This window comes from Lentzea sp. NPDC020367, from assembly GCF_044387305.1.
GTDB lineage: Bacteria > Actinomycetota > Actinomycetes > Mycobacteriales > Pseudonocardiaceae > Lentzea.
In genome coordinates, this window is record NZ_JBIRVV010000004.1 from 699,199 (window position 1) to 724,236 (window position 25,038).

Below are 25,038 nucleotides of genomic sequence, written 5' to 3' on the forward strand. Positions count from 1 at the left end.
CAGGCACGTGCATACGGTCGCACATACATCCGCGACGCATAGCCGTTTGGATGCAATCTACCTACTCAGTTGATCGCCGTCGGGCCTCTGGCAAGTAGCGCCGCAGCGGCTGCGACTGCCGCACCAGCTTCCTGAGATCGGCGAGCGTGCCGTGGGCCGCGCCCACGGCACGCGCCTGCACCAGGACGTTGCCCAGTGCGGTCGCCTCGGCCGGGCCCGCCACGACCGGCAGGCCGCACGCGTCGGCGGTGAGCTGGCAGAGCAACTCGTTCTGAGAGCCGCCGCCGACGATGTGCACGACCTCGACCTCCTTGCCGGACAACCGCTGCGCGTCCGCGATGGCGTCGCGGTGGGCCAGCGCGAGACTGTCCAGGATGGACCGCACGATCTCCGCTCGCGTCAGAGTCTTTCCGCACCACTGCTGGATGCGGGCGGGCATGTCGCCGGGCGGGAGGAACACCGGGTCGTTGGGGTCGAACACGGATCCGGTCGCGTGCGCGGCTTCCCGCAGCAACGGGTCCAGGTCAGCGGACCACGTGCGCAGGCATTCCTGCAGGAGCCAGAGGCCCATCACGTTGCGGAGGTAGCGGATCGTGCCGTCCACGCCGCCCTCGTTGGTGAAGTTGGCGGCGCGGCTTTCGGCGGTGAGCACCGGGAAGTCGAGTTCGACGCCGACCAGGGACCAGGTGCCGCACGAGATGTAGGCGAACCGGTCCGTCTCGGCGGGCACCGCCACGACGGCGGACGCGGTGTCGTGCGAACCGACCGCGGTGACGGGGATGCCCTTGAAGGTTCCCGCGAGGTCGCCGGGATGGCGCAGGGGCGGGAGCAGGCCGGGTGGGAGGTCGCGGGTGAGTTCGGGGGACCACCGTCCTGTTCGGACGTCGATCAGGCCCGTCGTGGTGGCGTTGGTGTACTCGGTGCCGCGTTGGCCGGTCAGCCAGTAGGAGAGCAGGTCCGGGATCAGCAGGAGCTGGGAGGCCTGGGAGAGCAGGGGTTCGGCCATCAGCTGGAACATCGTGTTGAACGGCTGGAACTGCAGGCCGTTGATCTCGTACAGGCCTTCGGCGGGCGTGATGCCGTCGGTGCGGGAGTCGCGGTAACAGACGGGATTGCCCAGCAACTCGCCGGACGTGTCGAGCAGGCCGTAGTCGACCGCCCAGCTGTCGATGCCGATGCTTGCCAGACCATCGGCGAGTCTCAGGCCGGTGAGCACCTCGTGGTAGAGGCGGGGCAGGTCCCAGTGCAGCCGGTCGCGGTGGCGCACCGGTCCGTTGGCGAACCGGTGCACCTCCTCGATGTGAACGTCGCCATCGGTGAAGACCCCTCGCACCACGCGGCCGCTGGACGCGCCGAGGTCGATCGCCGCGACCGCGGTCATCGCAGGAACGCCGCTGCTACACCGGCGTCGACCGGCACGTGCAGACCGGTGGTGAGGGACAGGTCGCCTGCCGTCAGCGCGAACACCGCCGCCGCTACGTGTGAAGGCAGCACCTCGCGCTTGAGCAGGGTGCGCTGGGCGTAGAACTCGCCGAGCTCGTCTTCGGGCACGCCGTAGACGGCGGCGCGCTGGGCGCCCCAGCCTCCGGCGAAGATCCCGGAGCCGCGGACCACGCCGTCGGGGTTGATGCCGTTGACGCGGATGCCGTCTCCGCCGAGTTCCGCGGCCAGCAGACGGACCTGGTGCGCCTGGTCGGCCTTGGCCGCTCCGTAGGCGACGTTGTTCGGGCCGGCGAAGACCGCGTTCTTGCTGGAGATGTAGATGAGGTCGCCGCCCATGCCCTGGGCGCGCATGACCTTGGCCGCCTGCTGCGAGACCAGGAACGAACCCTTGGCCATCACGTCGTGCTGGAGGTCCCAGTCGGCCTCGGTGGTCTCCTCGAGCGGCTTGGAGATCGACAGGCCCGCGTTGTTGACCACCAGGTCCACGCCGCCGAACGCGAGCGCCGCCGCGCGGAACGCCTCGGCGATGCCCGCGGCGGAGGTGACGTCGACCGTCACCGGCACCGCCACGTCCGAGGAACCGAGGCTGGAAGCGACTTCCCGCGCGCTGTCACCGTCCCGGTCGGCCACCACGACGCACGCACCCTCGGCGGCCAGCCTCTGAGCGACCGCGCGACCGATGCCCGAACCGCCACCGGTGACGAGGGCGACGCGGGTGGCGAGCGGCTTGGGCTTCGGCATCCGCTGGAGCTTGGCCTCCTCGAGCGACCAGTACTCGATGCGGAACTTCTCGCGTTCGTCGATCGGCGCGTACCGCGAGACGGATTCGGCGCCCCGCATGACGTTGATAGCGTTCACGTAGAACTCTCCGGCCACGCGCGCGGTCTGCTTGTCGCGGCCGAAGCTGAACATCCCGACTCCCGGCACGAGCACGATCGCCGGATCCGCGCCCCGCATCGCAGGGCTGTCGGGGGAGGCGTTCCGCTCGTAGTAGGACCGGTAGTCCTCGCGGTAGTCCTCGTGGAGTTGCTTCAAGCGCGCGACGACGTCCGTCAGCGGCGCGGTCGGCGGCAGGTCGAGCACCAGCGGCCGGACCTTGGTGCGCAGGAAGTGGTCGGGACACGACGTGCCGAGCGCCGCCAGTTCCGGATGCCGTTCCCGCGCCAGGAAGTCGAGCACCACGTCGGAGTCGGTGAAGTGGCCGACCTGCGGGCTGTCCGTCGAGGCCAGGCCGCGGATCACCGGCGCCAGCGAGGCGGCCAGAACCCGCCGCTCCTCCGGGGACAGCGGTGCGTGGACGACCGGCCCGAACGGCTCGGCACGGCCGTGCTCGTCCAGGTAGCGCTGGGCGGTCTCGATGATCTCCAGCGAGTGCGACTCGCACTCCTCGCTGGTCGCGCCCCACGCCGTGATGCCGTGCCCGCCCAGGACGACGCCGATCGCCTGCGGGTGGTCACGCTTGATGGCGGCGATGTCCAGCCCCAGCTGGAAACCGGGCCGCCGCCACGGCACCCACGCCACGCGCTCGCCGAAGCACGCCTTGACCAGCGCCTCGCCGTCCGCGGCCGTCGCGAACGCGATGCCGGCGTCCGGGTGCAGGTGGTCGACGTGGGCGGCGTCGACCAGGCCGTGCATGGCCGTGTCGATCGACGGCGCCGCGCCTCCCTTGCCGTGCAGGCAGAAGTCGAACGCGGCGACCATCTCGTCCTCGCGCTCCACGCCCGGATAGACCTCGGTCAGCGCGCGGAGCCGGTCGAGCCTGAGCACCGCGAGCCCGGCCTCCCGCAACGTGCCCAGATCACCGCCGGATCCCTTGACCCACATCAGGTCCACGGGCTGCCCGGTCACCGGATCCGTCTCGGATCCCTTGGCCGAGGTGTTGCCGCCCGCGTAGTTGGTGTTGCGCGGGTCGGCGCCGAGCCGGTTGCTCCGCCCCAGCAACGCTTGGACCTGCTCCATCACGCACCCCACCCGGCGGCCTCGCCACCGACTCGTTCCCTGACGATCTGCTCGGCGTACCCGGACCGCCGGTACGCGGCCATCGGATCGGGGTCGAGACCCATCTCCTCGCGGAGCTCGCGCAGAAGTGGCCGCACATCGGTGTTGTAGGCGTCCATCACCGCGGCGTTGGCGCCCAGCACGTCACCGGCTCGCTGAGCCTCCGACAACGCTGCCTGGTCGACCAGGAGCGCCTTCGCCGTCGCCTCCTGGACGTTGAGCACGGAACGGATGATCGCCGGGATCTTCGGCTCCAGGTTGTGGCACTGGTCGAGCATGAACGCGATGCCGGCGGCCGGCTTCAGCGCGTCGGCCAGCACGATCTCGTGCATGATCCGGAACAGCTGGAACGGGTCCGCCGCCCCGGCCATCAGGTCGTCGTCGGCGTAGAAGCGCGAGTTGAAGTCGAACGCGCCCAGCTTGTCCGCCCGCAGCAGGAACGACACGATGAACTCGATGTTCGTGCCGGGGGCGTGGTGCCCGGTGTCGATCACGACCTGCGCCCGTTCGCCCAGCTGCAGGCAGTGCGCGAACGCCGTGCCCCAGTCCGGCACGTCGGTCGCGTAGAAGGCGGGCTCGAAGAGCTTGTACTCCAGCAACATCCGCTGGTCGGCGCCGAGTCGTTCGTAGGTCTCGGCCAACGCCTCGGCGAGTCGGTCCTGCCGCGCCCGGAGGTTGTCTTGGCCGGGGTAGTTCAGGCCGTCGGCGAACCAGAGCTTGAGATCGCGCGACCCCGTCTGGTCCATGATGTCGACGCACTCCAGCAGGTGCCCGATCGCCTTGCGCCGCACCGTCGCGTCCGGGTGGCAGACGCTGCCGAGCTTGTAGTCGTCGTCCTGGAACACGTTGGAGTTGATGGCCCCGAGCGCGACACCGCGATCGCGCGCGTACTCGGACAACTTCCCGTAGTCGTCGACCCTGTCCCACGGGATGTGCAACGCGACGGTCGGCGCGATGCCGGTGAGCCGGTGCACCACTGCGGCGTCGTCGATCTTCTCGTACGGCGTGCGTGGAACTCCCTGCTGCGCGAACACCTTGAACCGGGTGCCGGAGTTGCCGTACGCCCACGACGGCGTCTCGATCCGCTGCTCGCGCAGCGCGTCCTTCACACTCATGGTTCTCCCCAAAGCATTTCAGTCGAGGTGGAAGACCTCGTCGAGCGGCCGCATCCGTTCGTCGGCGTTGCCGTCGCCGTCGAAGAACTCCGCCATCTCGGCCTGCCAGCGCGCGTTGACCTCGGTGCGCGCCATCTCCGCGAGCGCCGAGTCGAAGTCGTCGCACTCGAGGTAGCCGATCAGCAGGCCGTCCTCAGCGAGGAAGAGGGAGTAGTTGCGCCATCCCGCTTCGCTGAGGGCGGCCCGCATCTCCGGCCACACCTCGCGGTGCCGCGCCCGGTAGTCGTCGAGACGACCGGGGCGGACCCGCAAGGTGAAGCAGACGCGCACGTCAGAAGTCGAACTTGTCGATGTTGTCCTTGGTGAACACGGTCGGCGGGCCGAGCACGACCTCGCCCTTGGCGCCGATCGTGTAGTCGCCGAGCTCACCGGCCTTGTACTTCTCGCCCTCGGCACCGGTGATCTGCCCGGACGCGAGCGCGGCGGCGGTGTAGGTGGCGAGGTAGCCGAGCTTGGTCGGGTCCCACAGCGCGAACGACTTCACGGTGTCGTCCTGGACGAACTTGCGCATCTGGTTCGGCGTGCCGAGACCGGTGAGCTGCACCTTGCCCTTGTACTCCGACGAGCTGAGGTACCGGGCGGCGGCCGCGACACCGACGGTGGTCGGCGAGATGATGCCCTTGAGGTTCGGGTGCGCCTGCAGCAGACCCTGCGTCTTCTGGAACGACGTCTGGTCGTCGTCGTTGCCGTACGCGGTCTCCACGAGCTTGAGCCCGGCGTACTCGGGCTTCGCGAGCTCGGTCTTCATGACCTCGATCCACGCGTTCTGGTTGGTGGCGTTGGGAGTCGCGGACAGGATCGCGATCTCACCGGACCCGCCGACCGCCTCGGAGATCAGCTTCACCTGGCCGGCGGCGATCTCGTTCGACGTGGCCTGGTTGATGAAGACGTCGCGCGCGTCCGGCGCCGCGTCGGAGTCGAACGTGACGACCTTGAGCCCTTGTGAACGTGCGCTCTTCAGCGCGGGCGCCACGGCGTTGGCGTCGTTGGCGGAGATCACCAGCGCGTCCTGCTTCTGCTGCGCCGCGGTGTTGATGTAGGTGACCTGCGACGAGGCGGCCGCGTCGGACGGACCGGTGGCCTTGAGCTCGGCCTTGATCGCCGTGCCCGCCTGCTCGGCACCCTTCTGCGCCACGGTGAAGTACGGGTTGTTGACCTGCTTGGGCAGGAACGTGATCTTCAGGCCCTCTTTGAGCGCCGCGTTGGGATCGCCCTTGGCGGCGTTGGTGGCGCCACCGGTCTGGTCGCCCGCACTGTCCTTTGTGGTGCCTCCGCAGGCGGTGAGTGCGACGGCCCCGGTCATCACCAGGGCAAGCACAAGACGTGTCTTCATGGTGCGGCCTTTCTCAGACTTCCAACGCGACGGGTGACGGACGGGGCGAGAACGCTCACCAGCAGCAGGAGGCCGGTGACGATGGTGAGGACCTCGGTGGAGGTGTCCTGCAGGATCAGGAGGTTGCGCAGACCGCCGAGCAGCAGCACGCCCGCGAGCACGCCGAACAGCGATCCCTTGCCACCGAAGATGGACACGCCGCCGAGCAGCACCGCGGCGACGACGGCCAGTTCGAGCCCGACGCCGTTGTCCGCGCGGGCGCTGGAGAAGCGGAACGTGTAGACGATGCCCGCGATCGCGGCGACGGCGCCGGCGAGCACGAACAGGGACAGCTTGACGCGCTTGACCCTGATGCCGGAGAAGCGCGCGCCCTCCTCGTTGGAGCCGATCGCGTAGACGGACCGGCCGAACGAGCTGGCGTGCAGGGCGATGCCGAACAGGACGGCGAGGATCGCGGCCAGCACGATCGGATACGGGATGTCCGTGCCGGGCAACGGAGTCGTGCCGAACGAGGTGTAGCTCGCCGGGAAGTCGGCGACCGCGGTGTCGCCCAGCACGACGAGCGCGAGGCCGCGGTAGAGCGCGAGCGTGCCGATGGTGACGGCCAGGGAGGGCAGCCCGAGGCGGGTGACCAGCAGGCCGTTGACCGCTCCGCACACCGCGCCCACGACGATCACCGTGGGCAGGATCGTCTCGAGCGACCAGCCCGCGTTCCACAGCCAGCCGATCAGCGCGCTGGACAGGCCGAGCACGGACGCGACGGACAGGTCGATCTCGCCCGCGACGATCACCAGCGTGAGCGGGAGGGCGATCAGCGCGATCTCGCCGATGTCGAGGCCGAGGTAGAAGAGGTTGCCGCCGGACAGGAACGAGCCGTCGGTGCTCACCTGACCTGTTAGCGCTACCACGATGAGCAGGAACACCAGCGCGGTCTCCCACCGCAGGAGGTTACGCATGGCTGGTCCCTTCGGAGGTGCGCAGGGCTTTCGCCAGTCGCAGTGCCAGGAGCCGGTCGACGGTGATCGCGCTGAGCAGGAGCGCGCCCGCGATCGCCTGCTGCCAGAACGCGGGGATCTGCAACACCACCAGGCAGCTCGTGATCGTGCCCAGCAGCAGTGCGCCGAGCGCCGCGCCGGTGACCGTGCCGGAGCCGCCGAAGATCGCGACGCCGCCGACCACGACCGCCGCGACGACCTGGAGTTCGAGGCCGGTGCCCGCGGCGGCGTCGACCGTGCCGTAGCGGGCGACCCACAACGCACCCGCGAGCCCGGCGATCAGTCCGGAGATGGCGAACGTGGTGAGCGTGCGCTTGGCGACCGGGATGCCGGCGAGCGTGGCGGCCTCCGGGTTCGAGCCGATCGCGTACAGCTCGCGGCCGGACCGGTAGGAGCGCAGGTAGACGGCGGCCACCACGATCACCACGACGGCGACCAGCACGAGGATCGGGATGCCGAGGACGCGGCTGCTGCCCAGGTTCAGCAGGGCGTCGGGGAGGTTGGCGGCGTTGACCTGCTTGCCCTGGGCCAGTGCGTAGTCGACGCCCCGGAACACGTACAGCGTGCCGAGGGTGACCACGAGGCTGGGGACGTTGCCGAGCGCGACCAGCAGGCCGTTGAGCAGGCCGCATGCGAGGCCGACCGCGACGCCGAAGCCTATGCCCAGGACCAGTGGGGTGCCGGGGTTGTCGGCGAAGTGCTGGGCGGTGAGGAACGCGGACAGGCCCAGCACCGAGCCGACGGACAGGTCGACGTTGCGGGTGATGACGACGAGGGTCTGGCCCACCGCGAGGAGCGCGACGATCGAAGCGTTGAGCAGGAGGTCGCGGAGGCTCTGGGGCTGGACGAAGCGCGGGTTGACGATCGCGGTGGGGATGACCACGAGGGCCAGCGCCACGACGATGCCGAGTTCGCGGACCCGGCCGACTCGGGTGCTGAGGCGGCGGGCTGCGGTGCGCCGGGAAGGCGCGACGGGCGGGGTGAGCTGGGTGGTCATGGCGCCACCACCTGTCCCGCGGCCGCCATCGCGACCCGTTCCTCGGTCGCCTCCGCCCGGGACAGTTCCTCGACCAGACGGCCTTCGTGCATCACGAGCACGCGGTCGGCCATGCCGAGCACCTCCGGCAGTTCCGACGAGATCATCAGCACCGCGACGCCCTGACCGGCCAGTTCGGACAGCAGCCGGTGCACCTCGGCCTTCGTGCCGACGTCGATGCCGCGCGTCGGTTCGTCGACGATCAGCACGGACGGGTTGCGCGCCAGCCACTTCGCCAGCACGACCTTCTGCTGGTTGCCGCCGGACAGCACGCCGACCGGGTCGCTCAGCTTCGAGAACTTCAGCCGCAGCTTCACCGCCCAGTCCTGGGCGAGCGCACGTTCACTACGACGGCGCAGCAAGCCGAACTTCGAGAGCCTGCCCAGCGAGGCGAGCGCGGTGTTGCGTTCGATGGACGCGTCCATCACGAGTCCTTGCTGGCGGCGGTCTTCCGGCACGAACCCGATGCCTGCAGCCATCGCCGCGGTGGGAGAGCCGTACTTCAGCTTCCGGTTGTTCACGTGCACAGAGCCTGCGTCCGGCCGGTCGATGCCGAAGATCGCCCGCGCCACCTCGCTGCGGCCGGCGCCGACGAGTCCGGACAGAGCGACGATCTCGCCCGCGCGGACGTCGAACGACACGTCGGTGAACACGCCCTCACGGGTCAGGCGCTGCACCGAGAGCAGCACCTCACCGGCGGTCGTGTTCTGTTTGGGGAATAGCTGGGACAGCTCACGGCCGACCATCCGGCGCACCAAGGAGTCCGGTGTCTCGTCGGTGAGCTCGCCGGACCACACGAACTCGCCGTCGCGCAGCACCGTGGCCCGCTGGCACAGCTCGAACACCTCGCCGAGCCGGTGCGAGACGAACAGCACGGCGGCGTCCTGCTCGCGCAACGCCTGCACCACACCGAAAAGCCGTTGGACCTCGTGGGCGGACAGGGCGGCGGTCGGTTCGTCCATGACGATCACGCGGGCGTCGAACGACAACGCCTTGGCGATCTCGACGAGCTGCTGGTCCGCAATGGACAGTCCGCGCGCCGGCCGGGCCGGATCGAGCTTGACTCCCAGGCGCGAGAACAACTCCGACGTGCGCGCGTGCATGGTGGCGACGTCGATGCGGCGGCCGAACCCGAGCGGCTGGCGGCCCATGAACACGTTCTCGGCCACCGACAGGTCGCCGAACAGCGTCGGTTCCTGGTAGATGATCGCGATGCCCGCGGCGAGGGCGTCGGCGGGACCGGAGAACCGCTGCGCGGAGCCGTCGACGAGCACCTGACCGGCGTCCGGGCGGTGAACGCCGGCGAGTGTCTTGATCAGCGTCGACTTGCCCGCGCCGTTCTCCCCGAGCAACGCGTGGGCCTCGCCGGGCAGCAGGCGCAGCGACACCCCGGACAACGCGCGGACGGCGCCGAAGGACTTGCTCACCTCGTCCAGTGTCACCACGGGAGGTCGGTCCACGTCCGTCTCCTCGATGTTGAAACGTTTTAACGCCTGAGTTACGAGCACTCTGGGTGTGTTACGGCACCATGTCAAGGGTTGCGGGGTACGATTCGTTGTCACGTTTCAACAAAGGAGCCGCCGGTGAAGCCGTCAGTGGGCATCCGCGACGTCGCGCAGCACGCCGGCGTGTCCAACGCGACCGTCTCGAACGTGCTGAACCGCCCCGACGTCGTCGCCCCGGCCACGCGCCAGCGAGTCCTGGCCGCCATCGAGGAACTCGGCTTCGTGCGCAACGAGTCCGCACGCCAGCTCCGCGCGGGCCGCAGCCGGGTGATCGCCTACGTCGTGCTCGACGCGGCGAACCCGTTCTTCACGGACGTGGCCCGCGGCGTCGAGGACGCGGCCAGGGAAGCGGGCATGGCCCTGTTCCTGTGCAACAGCGCCTCGGACGACGGCCGCGAGCGCGAGTACCTGGAACTGCTGCACGAACAACGCGTCGAGGGCATCCTGATCACCCCGGTCGACGCGGAGAGCGCGCAGGTCGCCGAACGCGGCACGCCCGTCGTGCTGGTCGACCGCGAGGCGACGGACGGCACGCGCTGCTCGGTGGCCGTGGACGACGTGCTCGGCGGCGAACTCGCGGTCACCCACCTGATCGAGAACGGTCACACCCGCATCGCGATGGTCGGCGGCCCGCTGTCCATCCAGCAGGTGCGCGACCGGCGCGAAGGCGCCGTGCGAGCGCTAACAAACGCGGGCCTTCCTTTGGACGCGCTCACGTTCCTCGAAACCAAGAGCCTCCAGGTCGCGGAAGGCCGGGAAGCGGGGGAGCGGCTGGTCGGCCTGCCCGCCTCCCGTCGTCCCACGGCGGCGTTCTGCGCCAACGACCTGCTCGCGCTCGGCTTACTCCAGTCGATGACGCAACAGGGCCTGCGCGTGCCCGACGACCTCGCCGTCGTGGGGTACGACGACATCGAGTTCGCCGCGGCCGCCGCCGTTCCGCTCACGTCGGTGCGCCAGCCGCGTGAGCAGCTCGGCCGCACCGCCGCCCAGCTGCTGCTGACGGAGAACGAGCCGGGCCACGAGCACCGGCACGTGAAGTTCCAGCCGGAGCTCGTGGTCCGTGCCTCCACCTCGGTCAAACGTCGACCTTGACCTGGACGGTTGGATCACCCGTCGGATGGGCACCCACGTGTGGTCCCGCCCGAACGGAAAGGCCTTCCCATGCCGCCGGACAGTGTTCTGCTCGCCGACCGGTACCGGCTGGGCGAGGTGCTCGGCACGGGCGGGGTCGCGGAGGTGCGCCGGGCCAGGGACGTCCTGCTGGCACGTGACGTCGCGATCAAGCTGTTCCGGCCCGGCGAGGACCTCGCGGCCGCACACCGCATCGACAACGAGATCTGCGCGCTCGCGGGACTGTCGCATCCGGGCCTGGTCACGGTCTACGACGCGGATCCGGGCAGCGAGACGCCGTACGTGGTGCTGGAACTCATCGAGGGCAGCACGCTGCGCGAGCGGGTCGCGGACGGGCCGATGGAAGTCGAGGACGTGCGCCGGGTGGGCGCGGCACTGGCTGACGCCCTTGCGCACGTTCACACGCGTGGCCTCGTGCACCGCGACGTCAAGCCCTCCAACATCCTGCTCGACGCCGACGACCAGCCGCGCCTCGCCGACTTCGGCCTCGTTCGGTTCACCGACGGCGCCAGTCTGACCAGGACCGGTCACGTCGTCGGCACGGCCGCCTACCTCGCGCCGGAGCAGGTGCGCGGCGAGGAGGTCACCGCGGCGGCCGACGTCTACGCGCTGGGCCTGGTGCTGCTGGAGTGCCTGACCGGACGCCGTGAGTACGAGGGCGCGGAGGTCGAGGCCGCCGTCGCCCGGCTGCACCGGCCGCCGGTGGTGCCGGACGACCTCCCGTTCGACCTCGTGCGGTTGCTGTCCAGGATGACGTCGTTGAGCGCGGCCCGCCGTCCCTCCGCGAGGGAGTGCGCCAAGGCCCTGCTCAGGCCGGCGGCGGACCCGCCGACTCTCGTGGTCGAGGCACCGGCCCGGCCGCCCCGTTCGCGCGGACTGCTCGCGGCCGCCTCGATCGTGGTGCTGATCTCGGCGATCGGCACGGGGATCAGCGCCTGGAACGGCGCCACGTCCACGGGTTCCGAGCCGCCGGAGACCACAGCGCCTGCCTCGACCTCAACCTCGACCTCGACTCCGGCTCGCACCGCGGACTTCACCCCCACGCCGGTCGTGGTGCAGCCGACCGCTCCGGCCATCGCGCCGGCACCCGTTCAGGTCGTGGACAAGGGCAAGCCGGGCAACAGCGGCAAGGGCGGCCCCGGCAAGGGGAAGGGCAAGCGGGACGGCACCTGACTCAGCGCACGGGGAGAGTGATCGAGGACGGACGATCCGGTCCACAGTGGACCGTCTGGTCCGCCGCGATCATCGTCGTGGCCGTCGCCCTCGGCTCGCCGGTGCCGGGATTGCGTGCGTAGCGGGGGAACGCACCGCTGGAGACCTGCACCCGGATGCGATGTCCGCGCCGGAATCGGTACGCCGTCGGCCACAACCGGACAGCGGCGCACTGCGGTTCCTCCGCCGACGTCAGGCTCACCAGGCCGTCGCACACGTTCCACGAACGCCCGTCCGGATCGACGTCGCAAAGACGAACGAACACGTCGGCGTGCGCGCGCGACGAGGAGAACCAGATCTCCGCGCTGACCTCGCCGATCACCTCGACGTCGTCATCCAGCACAGGCGTGGTGTACGTGAGCACGTCCGGCCGTGCTTCCAACGAGGTGTTGTCGACGCGGCCACCGTCGCGCGCCAGGCGCACGCCGCCGGACGCCGGGGTGGGATCCGCCGGGTCGTAGTGGAACGTGTCCACTGAGGACTCTTCGGGCACGGCGTAACCGAGCGCACCGCCCGAACCCAGGTGGAAGCGCGTGGGCGAGTAGCCGGACGGCGGCCAGGAGTCGAACGAACGCCACGCGTCCTCGCCCATCACGTACAGCCGGACCGCGGCACGTTGTGGTGACTCCTCGCCGCGTGCGTGCGCGAGGCCGAACTCCAAGGCCTCGTTGATCGGCGGGGCCATGACCTCCGTGTGGGTCCACGGTCCGACGGTCAGCCGCGCGGAACGGCCGTTGTCCTGCAACGCCTGGAAGTCGCGCAGCTGACCGGGTAGGAAGATGTCGTACCAGCCGCCGATGGAGCTGACCGGCACGGTCACGCCGGCGACCCGGTGGCGGTGGTCGAACTCCTGCCAGCGCGGCGAATCGGCGTCGTGGGTGAGGATGTCCTGGATGTAGGCGGAACGCGAGCCGAACGCCGCGATGTCCCCTTCGCGCAACGGAAGCGTCCGCAGCGCTCGTGCGGTCTTCTTGTCCTGGAACGTCTTGCGCAGCATCGCCAGCGGTCGTTGCTGGGTGCCGACCAGCACGCCCCACTCGAACGGCGTCTCCAGCGACATGCCGTCCGCGCGCAGGAACTCGAGCGTCAGCGCGGACTCCGTCACCACCGGGATCATCGCCTTGACCTGCGGTGGCACCTGGTCGGCGACCGCCCACTGCACGTGGCCGAGGTAGCTCAGGCCGTAGAGCACGATCGCGTCGCTCCACGGCTGCTCCACCAGCCAGTCGAGCGTCGCGAGGCCGTCCGCGCGTTCCTGGCGCATCGGGTCGAACGTGCCGCCGGAGCCGAACCCGCCCCGCACGCTCTGGATCACCACCTGGTAGCCGCGCTCGGCCAGCGGCCTCGCCATGACCGTGCCGAACAGGCGCCGGCCGTACGGGGAGCGGATCAACGCCGTCGGCAGCCCGTCGCCGCCGGCGCGCGGCATCCACCGGTCCGCGAGCAGGTCCACGCCGTCGGGCATCGGAACCCGCAGATCGCGCTGCACCACGACGTCGCGGGTCAGCGGAGGTGAGAGCTTCAACCCGCGCTGAAGAAGACGGCTGATCATCGGGGCTCCAGGAGTAGTGAGATCACGCTCATCAGCCGGTCGGTGAACGTCTCCGGATCGGGCGCGCCCGCGACCACCCAGGACGTGACGAACGATCCGGCGCCGCCCGTGACGAACGCGGCGAGGTCCTCGGCGGCCTGCTCGGTGAGCCGGCCGCGGTGCAGGTGTTCGACGGCCTGCCGGTTGATCGGCAGCAACAGGCTGATGAGCCCGCGGTCCAAGGCGAACGCGCACGAACCGGTGAGCAGGGCGCGGTAGAACACGCGGTGGTCGGCGAAGTGCCGGGCCACGGCGAGGGTCTCGGCGCGCGGGTCCACGGCCTGGCTGAAGTCGGTGAGACGGGGCAGCAACTCGCGCCGGGCGAGGTCGAGCCCCGCCTCCAGCAGCAGCGAGTCGAGGTCACCGAAGTGCTGGTAGACGGCTCGCCTGCTGACGTCGGCGGCCTCGGCGATCTCGGACACGGTGATCGCCGCCGTGCCCCGTTCGGTGACCAGGTCGATCACGGCCCTCAGCACGGCCGCGCGGGTGCGACGCACCCGGCGGTCGCGTGCGGGCTCGACCTCGCGCAGATCCATGCGCCAGATCGTGTAACAGCTGTTACTAAGTGGTCAAGTGTTACTTATCTTCGTCGCGGTGGCCGCGCAGCGAACCGGGGTGGGCCTTGGCCGCCGGGTCGTTGCGCGTCTTGATCAGGCTGGCGACGGTGACGATCACCAGGATCGCGATGATCACGCCGAGGCTGAGCGGCGTCGGCACCTCGGGCACGCTCGCGGAGATGTCCACGTGCGCCCAGTGCAGGATCAGCTTCACGCCGATGAACGCGAGGATGATCGCGAGCCCCGCCGACAGGTACACCAGTCGATCCAGCAGGCCCTTGACGAGGAAGAACAACGCGCGCAGGCCGAGCAGCGCGAACGCGTTGGCGGTGAACACGATGTAGGGCTCCTCGGTCACGCCGAACACCGCGGGGATCGAGTCGAGCGCGAACAGCAGGTCGACGCCGCCGATCGCGACCAGCACGACGAACAACGGCGTGGCGAACCGCTTGCCGTCGACGCGGGTGAAGATCTTGCCGCCGACGTAGTCGTCCGTGACGGGCAGGAGCTTGCGCGCGGTCTTCACGACGACGTTGTTCTCGACGTCGGGATCCTCGTCGCGGTGCCGGAACAGCTGCACGGCCGTGAAGATCAGCAGCAGCCCGAACAGCAGGAACATGAACGAGAACAACGACAGCAGCGTCGCGCCGACCGCGATGAAGATGCCGCGCATGATCAGCGCGAGCACGATGCCGAACGTCAGCACCTTGTGCTGGTGCTCCTCCGGCACGAGGAACGTCGTCATGATGATCACGAAGACGAAGAGGTTGTCGACCGACAGGCTCTTCTCGACGATGTAGCCGGCGAAGTACTCCGCGCCGAACCCGCCGCCGTGCGCGCTCGCAAACCACACGCCGAAGCCGATGGCGACAGCGATGTAGAACACCGACCACAGGCTGGCCTCGCGGAAGCCGATCCGGTGCGGCCGCCACGCCGCGATCACGAGGTCGGCCGCCAGCAGCAGGACGATCACCCCGATCGTCATCGCCCACGTCAGTCCGCTGATCTCCAGCACAGAACACCCCTCTGGCAGCCCGGTCGGTCCGCAGTGGACGTTACCGGGCCGCCAGGGGGTGAGCCTGCTAGGAACTCGCGGTGAACTCGGGTGTCGTGGTGCGGTCGAACCCGACGCGCCGGGCGGGCCCGGTCAGCGTGAGCTTCAGCGCGGTGTGGATGTTCGCGCTGGACGTGCCGACGTGGAGCTCGACGTCACCGGGATCGACCTGGCGGTGGCCCGCGCGGCCGGTGTAGGAAGTGAGGTCCGCGTGCAGCCGCGCCGTGACCGTGCGGGTCTGGCCGGGGGCGAGATCGACCTTCAGCGCGCCGATCAGCTGCCGGACGGGCCGGGCGACCTCCGCGACCGGGTCGTGCAGGTAGATCTGGACGACCTCGGTGGTCGGGACGTCCATGTCGTTGCGCACGACCACGTGCACGCCGCAGACGCCGTCAGTCGGCCACTCGCGTTGCTCGCAGCCCGCCGTCACCCAGGTGGCGGGGGCGTAGGAGAGTCCGTGGCCGAACGGGAACAGCGGGGTCGGGTCCACGTTGCTGATCTCGGTGAGCTTCCCGAGCGGGGCGCTGAGGTAGGTGGAGGGCTGGCTCGAACCGGCGCCGGGGAAGCTGATCGGGAGCCTGCCGGACGGGTTGACGCGTCCACTGAGGACATCCGCGAGCGCGGGCCCGCCCTCCTGGCCGGGGTAGAAGCCGCAGACGACGGCGGCGAGCCGGTCGGCCTGCCGGGACAGGTCGTAGGGCCGGCCGGACAGCAGCACGAGCACCACCGGCATGCCGGTGCCGAGCACCGCCTCCAGCAGTTCCTCCTGGCGGCCGGGCAGCTTCAGGTCCGTGACGTCGCAGCCCTCGCCGGACGTGCCGTTGCCGAACAGCCCCGCCTTGTCACCCAGCACGACGACGCAGACGTCCGCCTGCCGCGCGGCCTCGACGGCCTCGGCGATGTCGTCGTCGGTTCCGCCGAGCACGGGACAGCCGAGCGCGAACACCACCTCGTGGTCGGCGCGCAACGCCTCCACGACCGTGGTGACCTCGATGCCCATCTCGACGTCCGGGTGGTGCACGCCGACGTGCATCGGGAACGAGTAACAGCCCATCATCGCGCCGGGCTCGTCGGCCCGCGGTCCCACGACGGCCAGGCGCTTGCCCGCCAACGGCAGCACGCCGTCGTTCTGCAGCAACACGATCGAGCGTTCGGCCACCTCGCGGGCGAGCGCGCGGGACTCCGGGTCGTCCAGGTCGAGGTCCGCGCCGGGCGCGGGGGAGTAGCCGGGATCGAGCAGGCCCAGCTCCACCTTCTGCGTCAGCACGCGGGTCAGCGCCCTGTCGACGAGCGCCGCGTCCACCCGTTCGAAGTAGAGGCCTTCCAGCAGGGGCTCGCCGTAACAGTCCACAGTGGGCAGTTCGACGTCGATGCCCGCGGTCAAAGCCTGCGCGGCGGCGTCCTCACGACCGGCGGCGACCCCGTGCAGCTTGTGCAGGAACGCGACCGAGAAGTAGTCGGACACCACGGTCCCGGTGAAGCCGTACTCGCCGCGAAGCCGGTCCGTGAACAGCGTGACGTCCGCGGCGGCGGGCACGCCGTCGTTGTCCGCGTAGGAGTTCATGACCGACCTGACGCCGGTCCGCAGCGCCATCTCGAACGGCGGCAGGATCACGTCCGCGAACTCGCGCGGCCCGATCGACACCGGCGCGTGGTTGCGTCCCGCGCGGGAGGCCGAGTAGCCGGCGAAGTGCTTGAGCGTGGCCACGATCCCCGCGGACTCGAGGCCCGCCACGTAGGCGGAGCCGATGGTGCCCACCAGGTGCGGGTCCTCGCCGATGGTCTCCTCGACCCGGCCCCAGCGCAGGTCGCGCGTGACGTCCAGGACGGGTGCCAGGCCCTGGTGGATCCCGAGGCGGCGCATCGAGCCACCGAACCGCTCGGCCATGCGCCGCACCAGGTCCGGCTCGAAGGTCGCGCCCCAGCACAGCGGGGACGGGTACACGGTCGCCTGCCACGCGGCCAGTCCGGTCAGGCACTCCTCGTGCGCCATCGCGGGAATCCCGAAGCGGCTCGCCTCGATGATCTGCCGCTGGGTGCGGGCGAGCGTGTGCGCGCCGACGTCCGGCGCGATCGGCCGGGTGCCGAAGACGCGGGTGAGCTGGCCGATGCCGTGGCGGGTCAGCTCGGCGAAGTCCTGCGGCGCCACGGCGAACTCGTGCTGGTGCGGGGCCATCTCGCCGGCGGCGTCGATGCCGGCCCAGATCCCCTGCAACTGCGCGATCTTCTCCTGTGGCGTCATCCGTGCGACGAGGTCGCTCACACGGGCGGCCACGGGGGCGTGCGGGTTCCGCCAGAGTTCGTCCGGCGTGGTGGCTTCTGTCGTCACGACAACCTCAGGGGGTCAGTGGGCGGGTCGACTGCCGGACGACCAGTTCGGTGCCCAGGGTGATGTGGGTGTCGCCGGGCTCGGTGCCGTTGATGAGCCGCACCAGCAACTCGACGGCGCGGTGGCCCATCTCGCGGATCGGCTGCTCCACCGTCGTGAGCGGCGGCGTGCACAGCGCGGACTCGGGGATGTTGTCGAAGCCGACCACCGACAGGTCCTCCGGCACCCGCAGCCCGAGCTCGCGGGCGGCCGCGATGGCCGCGATGGCGGTGGTGTCGTTGGCGGCGAAGACGGCAGTGGGCCGGTGGGGCCGGCTGAGCAGGGACCGCGTGGACGCGGCGGCCACGTCCGCGTCGTAGTCGCCGCGGCAGACCAGGCTCTCGTCCACCTCGACGCCCGCGCTCGCGAGCGCTCCCCGGTAGCCGGTTTCGCGTTGCTGCGCGGATTTCAGGTCCGCGCGGCCGGTGAGCATCGCGATCCGGCGGTGGCCCAGCGCGAGCAGGTGCTCGGTCGCGAGCCGTCCGCCGTTCAGGTTGTCGGAGTCGACGGTGGGCAGTGCCGCCCGACCGGTGTGCGGGTCGACGGCGACGACGGGGGTGCCGGGCAGGCCTTCGAGGTCGACGGCCGGCGTGACCAGCACGGCGCCGTCGACGAGGGTGCCGCTCAGCCGGGTGAGGTAGCGCTGTTCCCAGCCCTGCGGGTCGCCGGTGCGGCCGCCCGCCGAGTACACCACCAGCTCGAAACCGGTGCCGCGGATGGCATCCGCCGCGCCCTTGAGCAGTTCGGTGCTGAACGGCTCGATGTCGGCGACCAGGATCCCGATGACGTTCGTGCGGTGGTTGCGCAGGCTCTGCGCGACCAGGCTCGCCTCGTACCCCAGATCCTTGATCACGGCCGTGACCCGCGCGAACGTCTCCGCGGAGACGCCGTACCGCTGGTTGAGCACCTTGGACACGGTGGCTACCGAGACGCCGGCCTGAGCGGCGACGTCCTTGATCGTGACGCGAGAGCGTGGAGGCACCGGGTCAGGCTAGCCGTGTAAAACGTTATCGACAACGATTGACACGGAGCCGATTTGGCGGGAGTCTCTGGCCCCAACACACGCAGTCCAACTCGGCCGACGTCGTCAGGAGTGGACCAGAAATGCGTTCCAGAAAGCCCCTTGCCCTCTTCGCCGCCGCGGCACTCGCGCTGGCAGGGTGCAGCGGTGGCGGCGGTGATGCCTCCACCGAAGGTCCCGTCACGCTCACCTGGTGGCACAACCGGACCACCGAGCCGATGAAGTCGAAGTGGCAGCAGATCGCCGACGACTTCCACAAGGCGCACCCGAACACCTCGTTCACGATCGAACCGCTGCAGAACGAGCAGTTCCAGACCAAGGTGCCGCTCGCCCTGCAGGGCAACACGCCGCCGGACATCTTCCAGCAGTGGGGCGGCGGAGCGCTCGCCGACCAGCTGAAGTCCGGCAAGATCGCCGACATCACGCAGGCCTCGTCGGGCTGGATCGGCCCGCTGGCCAAGAACGCCGACGGCTGGAAGGTCGGCGGCAAGCAGTACGGCACGCCGTACCTGATGCACGCCGTCGGGTTCTGGTACCGCAAGGACGTCTTCGCCACGGCAGGGGTCACGGCGCCGCCGACCACGATGGACGAGCTGAACGCGGCCGTCGCGAAGCTGAAGACCGCGGGCGTCGTGCCGATCGCGCTCGGTGGCAAGGACCGCTGGCCCGACGCGTTCTACTGGGCCTACTTCGCGGTGCGCCAGTGCTCGGTCGACACCCTGAAGAAGGCGGTCGAGAAGACCGAACTCGCCGACCCGTGCTTCCTCAAGGCCGGCGAGAACCTCAAGAGTTTCCTGGACACGAAACCGTTCCAGGACGGGTTCGTCGGGACGCCCGCTCAGCAGGGGGCGGGCAGCTCGGCGGGCCTGGTGGCCAACGGCAAGGCGGCAATGGAGCTGCAGGGCGACTGGGATCCCGACGTGATGCAGGCGCTCACCGAGGACAAGGAGCTCGGCTCGAAGATCGGCTGGTTCCCGTTCCCGAGCGTGCCGGGCGGGCAGGGCGATCCGAGCGTGCTGCTCGGCGGTGGTGACGGGTTCTCCTGCACCACCCGCGCGGCCAAGGCGTGCGCCGAGTTCCTCGGGCACCTCGTCGGCGACGACGTGCAGAAGATCCTCGCCGAGACCAACTCCGGTCTGCCGGTGACCCCTGCCGGTGTGGCCGCGCTCAAGAGCGAGCCGCACAAGCAGATCGCCGAGGCCATGACCAAGGCGTCGTTCGTCCAGTTCTACTTCGACACCGCGTTCCCGACCAAGGTCGGTCAGGCCCTCAACGACACCATCGCGAACTTCTTCGCTGGTCAGGGCGGACCCGACACCATCGTGAAATCGGTGAGCGAAGCAGCAGCCGGGAACAAATGATGAGTGCCGCGATCACCACGCGGCCGCCGACCGCCCCCGTGCCGCACGCGCCAGCGGCCGGGGGCACCCGGCGGCGTTCCCGACTACGCCCCCGCCTCGAGCTCGCGTTCCTGCTGACCCCGGCACTGGTGCTGTTCGTCGGGTTCGTGCTGATCCCGATCGGCGTCGCCGGGTACTACAGCCTCTACTCGTGGAACGGCTTCGGCCCGCTCACGGACTTCGTGGGGCTGGACAACTACGTCGACGCCTTCTCCGGTGACGTCTTCCAGGGCGCCATCGGGCACAACCTGATCATCGCCACGCTGTCCGTCGTCGTGCAGCTGCCGTTGAGCATCGGGCTCGCGTTGCTGCTCAACCGGAAGCTGCGCGGCCGGACGTTCCTGCGGATGGTGGTCTTCGCGCCGTACGTGCTGTCCGAGGCCGTGACCGCGGTGATCTGGCTGCTCATGTTGCAGCCGGGCGGGTTCGTCGACGAGATCCTGCGCAGCGTCGGCCTGGGCGGCCTCGTGCAGCTGTGGCTCGCCGACCAGTCGCTCGTGCTCTACACGCTCTTCGTGGTGATCACGTGGAAGTACATCGGTTTCGGCGTGATCCTGCTGCTGGCCGGTCTCCAGGGCGTTCCCCCCGAGCTGCGGGAGGCCGCCGCTTTGGACGGCGCGAGTGCCTGGCAGACCACCCGGCACGTCGTGCTCCCGTTGCTGGGACCGACGATCAGGATCTGGGTGTTCCTGTCCGTGATCGGGTCGCTGCAGCTCTTCGACCTGGTCTGGATCATGACGCTGGGCGGTCCCGCCAACGCGTCGTCGACCATGGCCACCTACCTGGTCGACCACGGCTTCAAGCGCTACGAGTTCGGTTTCGGCAGCGCGGTCGCGGTGATCCTGTTCATCATCTGCTTCCTGTTCGCGTTGCTGTACCAGAGGTTCGCTCTGCGTCGCGACACCCAGGGCGCGTTGACGGGAGTGCGCTGAGATGTCACGTCGTAACACCATCGGCTACCTCGCCGCGTTCGCCGTCATCGGCATGACGGTGGTGCCGCTGTTGTTCGTGGTGCTGGGCGGTTTCCGCACCACGGCCCAGATCAACTCGTCGCCGGCCGGGTTGCCCGGCCCGTTCGTGTGGGACAACTACCGGGAGGTGGTGACCTCACCGCAGTTCTGGCGCCTGCTCGGCAACAGCGCGCTGATCGCGGTGATCGCCACGACGCTGGCGGTCGTGCTCGGGTCGATGGCGGCGTTCGCGTTGTCCCGCTACGCGTTCCGGGGCCGCGAGGCGTTCTACACGCTGTTCACGCTGGGCCTGCTGTTCCCGCTCGGCGTGGCGACGCTGCCGCTGTACCTGTGGCTGCGTCAGCTGAACCTGCTGGAGAACCCGCTCGGTGTCGCGATCCCGGAGGCGGCGTTCTCGTTGCCGGTCACGATCGTGATCCTGCGGCCGTTCATGAACGCGATCCCCGGTGAGCTCGAGGACGCCGCCCTGCTCGACGGCGCGGCCAAGCTCGGCTTCTTCTGGCGGATCCTGCTGCCCCTCTCGCGGCCGGCGCTGATCACCGTGTCCGTGCTCGCGTTCGTCACCAGCTGGAACTTCTACCTGTTGCCGTTGCTGGTGTTCAACGACTCCACGAACTTCACGCTTCCGCTCGGCGTGGCGATGTTCCAGTCCGAGCACTCCCAGGACACCGCGAAAATCCTCGCCTTCACCGCGTTGTCCATGATCCCCGCGCTCACGTTCTTCGTGCTCGCCGAACGCCGCATGGTCGGGGGACTCACCGGTTCAGTGAAGGGCTGACTCACAAGGGAGTGATTCATGCGAACCCGATTAGCGGCCGGTGTTGCCGTGCTGTTGCTGGCGTTGCCGGTACCCGCTTCGGCTTCAGGGCCGTTGAAGAGCGTCACCAACAGGTACGTGGGCAGTGCGGTGGCCGTCCAGCACCTGAACGCCGAGGCGGACTACAAGAAGGTGCTGACGCGGGAGTTCGACAGCGTCACGCCCGAGAACGAGATGAAGTGGGGCGTCGTCGAAGCCGTCCGCGGCCAGTACGACTGGTCCGGCGCGGACGCGATCGTCGCCTACGCCAAGAAGACCGGCAAGACCGTGCGCGGGCACACGCTGGTCTGGCACAGCCAGCTGCCCGACTGGGTCGGCGGGCTGGAGGCCGCAGAGCTGCGGACCGTGGTCAAGGACCACATCAGGACCGAGGCAGGCCGCTTCCGCGGGAAGATCCGCGCGTGGGACGTCGTCAACGAGGCGTTCAACGAGGACGGCACGCGCCGGCAGACGGTGTTCCAGGAGAAGCTCGGTGACCGCTACATCGCCGACGCGCTGCGCTGGGCCCACGCGGCCGACCCGAAGGCCAAGCTCTACATCAACGACTACAACATCGAGGGACTCAACCCGAAGAGCGACGCGACCTACGAGCTCGTCAAGTCGTTGAAACGGCAGGGTGTGCCGATCCACGGCGTCGGCATCCAGGGACACCTCTCGCTGATGTACGGCTTCCCGTCGGGCATGAAGGAGAACATCGCCCGGTTCGCCGCGCTCGGCCTGGACGTCGCGATCACCGAGGCCGACGTGCGGATCCCGTTGCCCGTCACGCCCGAGAAGCTGGACGCGCAGGCGAGCTACTTCGGCCAGGTCTGGGACGCCTGCCACGCGGTGCGGCGCTGCGTCGAGTTCACCACGTGGGGCTTCACCGACCGGCACTCGTGGGTGCCCGACGTGTTCCCCGGTGAGGGCGCGGCCTGCCTGTTCGACGAGAACCTGCGGCCGAAGCCCGCGTACACCAGGCTCAACCCGTAGCGGGAGCGTCCACTTGACACAGTTCGAGAACCCGATCCTGCCCGGCTCGCACCCCGATCCGTCGGTGTGCCGGGCGGGATCGGACCACTACCTCGTCACCTCGACCTTCGAGTACTTCCCCGGCCTGCCGATCTACCACAGCAGAGACCTGGTGCACTGGCGGCTGCTCGGGCACGTGCTGGACAGGCCGTCCCAGTTGCCGCTGCAGGGCGTCCGGGCCTCCGGTGGCCTGTACGCACCGACGATCCGCTACCACGACGGCGTGTTCTACGTGGTCTGCACGCTGGTCGACGGCACGGCCAAGAGCGGCAACTTCGTCGTGACGGCGACCGATCCGGCCGGGGAGTGGTCGGAGCCGCAGTGGCTGCCGGAGGCCGGCGGGTTCGACCCGTCGCTGTTCTTCGACGAGACCGGCCGCGCGTGGTGGACGGCGACCCGCGAGGTGCCCGGCGGCCGGTCCGGTCAGACCGAGGTCTGGTTGCGCGAGTTCGACCCGGTGGCGTTGGAGCTCATCGGCGAGGAACACGTGCTGTGGACCGGCTCGATGCGCGACTCCGTGTGGCTCGAAGCACCGCATCTGTACAAAGTGGACGGCAAGTACGTGCTGCTGTGCGCGGAGGGCGGCACCGACTTCGAGCACTCGGTGGTCGTGGCGACGGCCGACGACGTCACCGGGCCGTATCGCGGTTCGCCGCTCAACCCGGTGCTGACCCACCGCCACCTCGGCCGGGACCACCCGATCGCGGCCACCGGGCACGCGGACCTGGTGTGCACGCGGGAAGGCCAGTGGTTCGCGGTGCTGCTCGCGACCCGGCCGTACGGCGGCTACTACTACAACCTCGGCCGCGAGACGTTCCTGGTGCCGGTGTCCTGGGAGGCGGGCGGCCCGGTGTTCAGTCCTGGCACCGGTCGCGTCGAGGCCCGCTACGACGTTCCCGCGCTGCCCGCGCACCCGTGGCCCGAGATCGACCCGACCGACGACTTCGACGCACCGGTCCTCGATCCCGCCTGGCTGTTCCTGCGCACACCGGACGAGGTGTTCTGGTCGCTGACCGACCGGCCCGGCCACCTGCGGCTTCGCGTGCGCCCGGAGTCGATCACCGACCTGGTCACGCCGAGTCTCGTCCTGCGGCGTCAGCAGCACCAGGACTTCCACGCCTCCTGCGCGCTGGAGTTCACGCCGACGGACCCGTCCGACGCCGCGGGACTGGTGCTGCTGCAGAACAACGACCACCACGTCCGGCTCCTGCTCGGCGCCGGCCGCGAGGTCGCCCTGGTGTGCCGGGCGGGCGGACGTGACGAACTGCTGGCCACGACGCGACTGTCCGGCGATGCGGTGCGGCTGGGCTTCGAGGCGATCGGGCAGGAGTACCGGGCACTGGTCGCCACCGGTGCCGAGGAGTGGCGGACGCTCGGCGAGCCCTTCGACGGACGGGTGCTCAGCACGCAGGCGGCGGGCGGGTTCACCGGTGTCCACATAGGACTGCACGCGACCGGCTCCGGCGGGAACTGGGCCGACTTCGACAGCTTCACCTACCGGAGCCTGGACGGCTGACCGATCACCGGCGAGCCGCCACCGCCTGTTGCAGCAGGGTCAACGCGTGTTTGGCCACGACGTTGAACATGCCCATCGTGGTGTCGCGCTCGCCGAGCACCACCAGCAGCGTGTCGGCGTCGACCCCGAACACGCCGACCTGCCCGGAGTCGCCCTCGAAGAACACGGCTCGCGGGCTGCCGACCCCGGCCTGCGAGGTGAACTGGGTCGCGAGTCCCGCTGCCGCCGAGGCCATCGCGGCGACACCGTCGTCCTCGATGCCGCGCGTGACGCCGCACAGCACCAGGCCGTCCCGCGTCGCGACCAGCACGCCGTTGATGGCCACGGAGTCCATGCTGCCGTGGACCTCTTCCAGCGCCTCGGTCATCAGCTTCGCGACGGCACTCGCCGGTACCTGCCGCTCCGGTGCGGGAGGTGCCTCCGACAACGGTCCGCGCCGGCGCAGGGGCAGTCCGCCGGGCGTCTGCGGCGACTGGGTGTGCATCTCGCTCACACCGTGAGGTCGGCTTCGATGGACTTGAGGCTGTGCCTGGCCAGCGCGAGGTTGGCGCGCTCCCGGTCCAGCACGAGGTAGAGGAACAGCTTCGAGTCGCTCCGCTTGCCCGTCGTGAGCAGGCGGATCAGGTGGTACTGGCGGTGCAGGGTGATGAGGATGTCCTCGATCTCGTCGTTCAGCTTGAGCGCGGACATCACCCGCTGCTTGGCCCGCACGACCTCGGTGTTGCCGGCCGCGGCCACCTCCAGGTTCAGCCAGTCGCCACCACCGATCGAGCCCAGTGACATGCCGCTGTCGTAGTCGACGAGCGCGGCACCCACGGCACCGGTGATCGTCATGGCTTCCTTGAGCGCTGTGTCGATGTTCATGCGACTGCTTCTCCTCGTACCCGGCCGGTCACGCGCGGCG

Annotated in this window: 22 protein-coding genes; 7 read left to right on the forward strand and 15 right to left on the reverse strand. The window is 69.7% G+C overall.

The annotated features are described in order from the left end of the window. Positions 1-61: 61 nt before the first annotated feature. The 8 genes from ACH413_RS20825 to ACH413_RS20860 are packed head-to-tail and all read right to left on the reverse strand — an operon-like array spanning position 62 to position 9,455. On the reverse strand, positions 62-1,381 hold the full coding sequence (locus ACH413_RS20825) for a rhamnulokinase family protein (protein WP_360035587.1): 1,320 nt from the start codon (positions 1,379-1,381) through the stop codon (positions 62-64). Continuing rightward, positions 1,378-3,402, reverse strand: coding sequence for a bifunctional aldolase/short-chain dehydrogenase (locus ACH413_RS20830; RefSeq protein ID WP_360035584.1), 2,025 nt, complete (start codon positions 3,400-3,402; stop codon positions 1,378-1,380). The genes ACH413_RS20825 and ACH413_RS20830 overlap by 4 nt, the downstream gene beginning before the upstream one ends. After that, complete coding sequence (rhaI, locus tag ACH413_RS20835) at positions 3,402-4,556, reverse strand: L-rhamnose isomerase (RefSeq protein ID WP_360035581.1); 1,155 nt, start codon at positions 4,554-4,556, stop codon at positions 3,402-3,404. Before rhaI ends, ACH413_RS20830 begins: the two co-directional genes overlap by 1 nt. Positions 4,557-4,574: 18 nt before the next feature. Then, entirely contained in the window at positions 4,575-4,886 is a 312-nt protein-coding gene (locus ACH413_RS20840) for an L-rhamnose mutarotase (RefSeq protein ID WP_319974774.1), read from the reverse strand. 1 nt (position 4,887) lies between these two features. Further along, on the reverse strand, positions 4,888-5,949 hold the full coding sequence (rhaS, locus tag ACH413_RS20845; RefSeq protein ID WP_360035578.1) for a rhamnose ABC transporter substrate-binding protein: 1,062 nt from the start codon (positions 5,947-5,949) through the stop codon (positions 4,888-4,890). Then, a complete protein-coding gene (locus tag ACH413_RS20850) occupies positions 5,946-6,905 on the reverse strand; it encodes an ABC transporter permease (protein WP_360035575.1) in 960 nt (319 codons plus the stop codon). The genes rhaS and ACH413_RS20850 overlap by 4 nt, the downstream gene beginning before the upstream one ends. Next, entirely contained in the window at positions 6,898-7,941 is a 1,044-nt protein-coding gene (locus ACH413_RS20855) for an ABC transporter permease (protein ID WP_360035572.1), read from the reverse strand. The genes ACH413_RS20850 and ACH413_RS20855 overlap by 8 nt, the downstream gene beginning before the upstream one ends. Next, positions 7,938-9,455 (reverse strand): sugar ABC transporter ATP-binding protein, encoded by a 1,518-nt coding sequence (locus ACH413_RS20860; protein ID WP_396425123.1) that lies wholly within the window; start codon positions 9,453-9,455, stop codon positions 7,938-7,940. Before ACH413_RS20860 ends, ACH413_RS20855 begins: the two co-directional genes overlap by 4 nt. A 108-nt stretch (positions 9,456-9,563) precedes the next feature. Here ACH413_RS20860 and ACH413_RS20865 point away from each other — a divergent pair, with 108 nt between their 5' ends. Both ACH413_RS20865 and ACH413_RS20870 read left to right on the forward strand, forming a co-directional pair. Beyond that, positions 9,564-10,577: a LacI family DNA-binding transcriptional regulator gene (locus ACH413_RS20865; protein ID WP_360035567.1), complete on the forward strand. Its 1,014-nt coding sequence runs from the start codon at positions 9,564-9,566 to the stop codon at positions 10,575-10,577. A 69-nt stretch (positions 10,578-10,646) separates the two neighbouring features. Beyond that, positions 10,647-11,789 carry a serine/threonine-protein kinase gene (locus ACH413_RS20870; RefSeq protein WP_360035564.1) on the forward strand — a complete coding sequence of 381 codons (1,143 nt, stop codon included), beginning with the start codon at positions 10,647-10,649 and terminating at the stop codon, positions 11,787-11,789. Between the two features lies 1 nt (position 11,790). Here ACH413_RS20870 and ACH413_RS20875 read toward each other — a convergent pair whose 3' ends face one another. The 5 genes from ACH413_RS20875 to ACH413_RS20895 form a co-directional block, all read right to left on the reverse strand. Continuing rightward, positions 11,791-13,380 (reverse strand): CocE/NonD family hydrolase, encoded by a 1,590-nt coding sequence (locus tag ACH413_RS20875; RefSeq protein ID WP_360035561.1) that lies wholly within the window; start codon positions 13,378-13,380, stop codon positions 11,791-11,793. Beyond that, positions 13,377-13,955 carry a TetR/AcrR family transcriptional regulator gene (locus ACH413_RS20880; protein WP_360035558.1) on the reverse strand — a complete coding sequence of 193 codons (579 nt, stop codon included), beginning with the start codon at positions 13,953-13,955 and terminating at the stop codon, positions 13,377-13,379. Before ACH413_RS20880 ends, ACH413_RS20875 begins: the two co-directional genes overlap by 4 nt. A gap of 40 nt (positions 13,956-13,995) precedes the next feature. Further along, the gene (locus ACH413_RS20885) at positions 13,996-14,991 is read right to left on the reverse strand and encodes a TerC family protein (RefSeq protein ID WP_360035555.1); all 996 of its coding nucleotides are present in this window, start codon (positions 14,989-14,991) and stop codon (positions 13,996-13,998) included. A 67-nt stretch (positions 14,992-15,058) separates the two neighbouring features. Further along, positions 15,059-17,359: a glycoside hydrolase family 3 N-terminal domain-containing protein gene (locus ACH413_RS20890; RefSeq protein ID WP_360035552.1), complete on the reverse strand. Its 2,301-nt coding sequence runs from the start codon at positions 17,357-17,359 to the stop codon at positions 15,059-15,061. 7 nt (positions 17,360-17,366) lie between these two features. Then, on the reverse strand, positions 17,367-18,380 hold the full coding sequence (locus ACH413_RS20895) for a LacI family DNA-binding transcriptional regulator (protein WP_360035549.1): 1,014 nt from the start codon (positions 18,378-18,380) through the stop codon (positions 17,367-17,369). Between the two features lie 122 nt (positions 18,381-18,502). On the opposite strand from ACH413_RS20895, the gene ACH413_RS20900 reads away from it, so the two are divergent. The 5 genes from ACH413_RS20900 to ACH413_RS20920 are packed head-to-tail and all read left to right on the forward strand — an operon-like array spanning position 18,503 to position 24,134. Further along, positions 18,503-19,780 carry an extracellular solute-binding protein gene (locus ACH413_RS20900; RefSeq protein ID WP_360035546.1) on the forward strand — a complete coding sequence of 426 codons (1,278 nt, stop codon included), beginning with the start codon at positions 18,503-18,505 and terminating at the stop codon, positions 19,778-19,780. Then, positions 19,780-20,751, forward strand: a complete 972-nt coding sequence (locus ACH413_RS20905; protein ID WP_360035543.1) for a sugar ABC transporter permease — start codon at positions 19,780-19,782, stop codon at positions 20,749-20,751. The genes ACH413_RS20900 and ACH413_RS20905 overlap by 1 nt, the downstream gene beginning before the upstream one ends. A gap of 1 nt (position 20,752) precedes the next feature. After that, positions 20,753-21,568 (forward strand): carbohydrate ABC transporter permease, encoded by an 816-nt coding sequence (locus tag ACH413_RS20910; protein ID WP_360035540.1) that lies wholly within the window; start codon positions 20,753-20,755, stop codon positions 21,566-21,568. An 18-nt stretch (positions 21,569-21,586) separates the two neighbouring features. After that, on the forward strand, positions 21,587-22,579 hold the full coding sequence (locus ACH413_RS20915; protein ID WP_360035537.1) for an endo-1,4-beta-xylanase: 993 nt from the start codon (positions 21,587-21,589) through the stop codon (positions 22,577-22,579). Between the two features lie 13 nt (positions 22,580-22,592). Continuing rightward, positions 22,593-24,134 carry a glycoside hydrolase family 43 protein gene (locus tag ACH413_RS20920; protein WP_360035534.1) on the forward strand — a complete coding sequence of 514 codons (1,542 nt, stop codon included), beginning with the start codon at positions 22,593-22,595 and terminating at the stop codon, positions 24,132-24,134. Positions 24,135-24,138: 4 nt separating this feature from the next. On the opposite strand, the gene ACH413_RS20925 is transcribed toward ACH413_RS20920, so the two are convergent. Together ACH413_RS20925 and ACH413_RS20930 are read right to left on the reverse strand one after the other, a co-directional pair. Further along, positions 24,139-24,618, reverse strand: a complete 480-nt coding sequence (locus tag ACH413_RS20925) for a roadblock/LC7 domain-containing protein (RefSeq protein WP_360036070.1) — start codon at positions 24,616-24,618, stop codon at positions 24,139-24,141. Positions 24,619-24,623: 5 nt separating this feature from the next. Then, positions 24,624-24,998 (reverse strand): hypothetical protein, encoded by a 375-nt coding sequence (locus tag ACH413_RS20930; RefSeq protein ID WP_360035531.1) that lies wholly within the window; start codon positions 24,996-24,998, stop codon positions 24,624-24,626. Between the last annotated feature and the right edge of the window lie 40 nt (positions 24,999-25,038).

Excerpts from the sequence above, each read along its gene's own strand:
- ACH413_RS20925 (WP_360036070.1), bottom strand. The coding sequence starts at position 24,618 with ATGCACACCCAGTCGCCGCAGACGCCCGGCGGACTGCCCCTGCGCCGG.
- ACH413_RS20910 (WP_360035540.1), top strand. The coding sequence starts at position 20,753 with ATGTCACGTCGTAACACCATCGGCTACCTCGCCGCGTTCGCCGTCATC.
- ACH413_RS20905 (WP_360035543.1), top strand. The coding sequence starts at position 19,780 with ATGAGTGCCGCGATCACCACGCGGCCGCCGACCGCCCCCGTGCCGCAC.
- ACH413_RS20825 (WP_360035587.1), bottom strand. The coding sequence starts at position 1,381 with ATGACCGCGGTCGCGGCGATCGACCTCGGCGCGTCCAGCGGCCGCGTG.
- rhaS (WP_360035578.1), bottom strand. The coding sequence starts at position 5,949 with ATGAAGACACGTCTTGTGCTTGCCCTGGTGATGACCGGGGCCGTCGCA.
- ACH413_RS20875 (WP_360035561.1), bottom strand. The coding sequence starts at position 13,380 with ATGATCAGCCGTCTTCTTCAGCGCGGGTTGAAGCTCTCACCTCCGCTG.
- ACH413_RS20830 (WP_360035584.1), bottom strand. The coding sequence starts at position 3,402 with ATGGAGCAGGTCCAAGCGTTGCTGGGGCGGAGCAACCGGCTCGGCGCC.
- ACH413_RS20900 (WP_360035546.1), top strand. The coding sequence starts at position 18,503 with ATGCGTTCCAGAAAGCCCCTTGCCCTCTTCGCCGCCGCGGCACTCGCG.
- ACH413_RS20870 (WP_360035564.1), top strand. The coding sequence starts at position 10,647 with ATGCCGCCGGACAGTGTTCTGCTCGCCGACCGGTACCGGCTGGGCGAG.
- rhaI (WP_360035581.1), bottom strand. The coding sequence starts at position 4,556 with ATGAGTGTGAAGGACGCGCTGCGCGAGCAGCGGATCGAGACGCCGTCG.
- ACH413_RS20880 (WP_360035558.1), bottom strand. The coding sequence starts at position 13,955 with ATGGATCTGCGCGAGGTCGAGCCCGCACGCGACCGCCGGGTGCGTCGC.
- ACH413_RS20855 (WP_360035572.1), bottom strand. The coding sequence starts at position 7,941 with ATGACCACCCAGCTCACCCCGCCCGTCGCGCCTTCCCGGCGCACCGCA.
- ACH413_RS20930 (WP_360035531.1), bottom strand. The coding sequence starts at position 24,998 with ATGAACATCGACACAGCGCTCAAGGAAGCCATGACGATCACCGGTGCC.
- ACH413_RS20915 (WP_360035537.1), top strand. The coding sequence starts at position 21,587 with ATGCGAACCCGATTAGCGGCCGGTGTTGCCGTGCTGTTGCTGGCGTTG.
- ACH413_RS20850 (WP_360035575.1), bottom strand. The coding sequence starts at position 6,905 with ATGCGTAACCTCCTGCGGTGGGAGACCGCGCTGGTGTTCCTGCTCATC.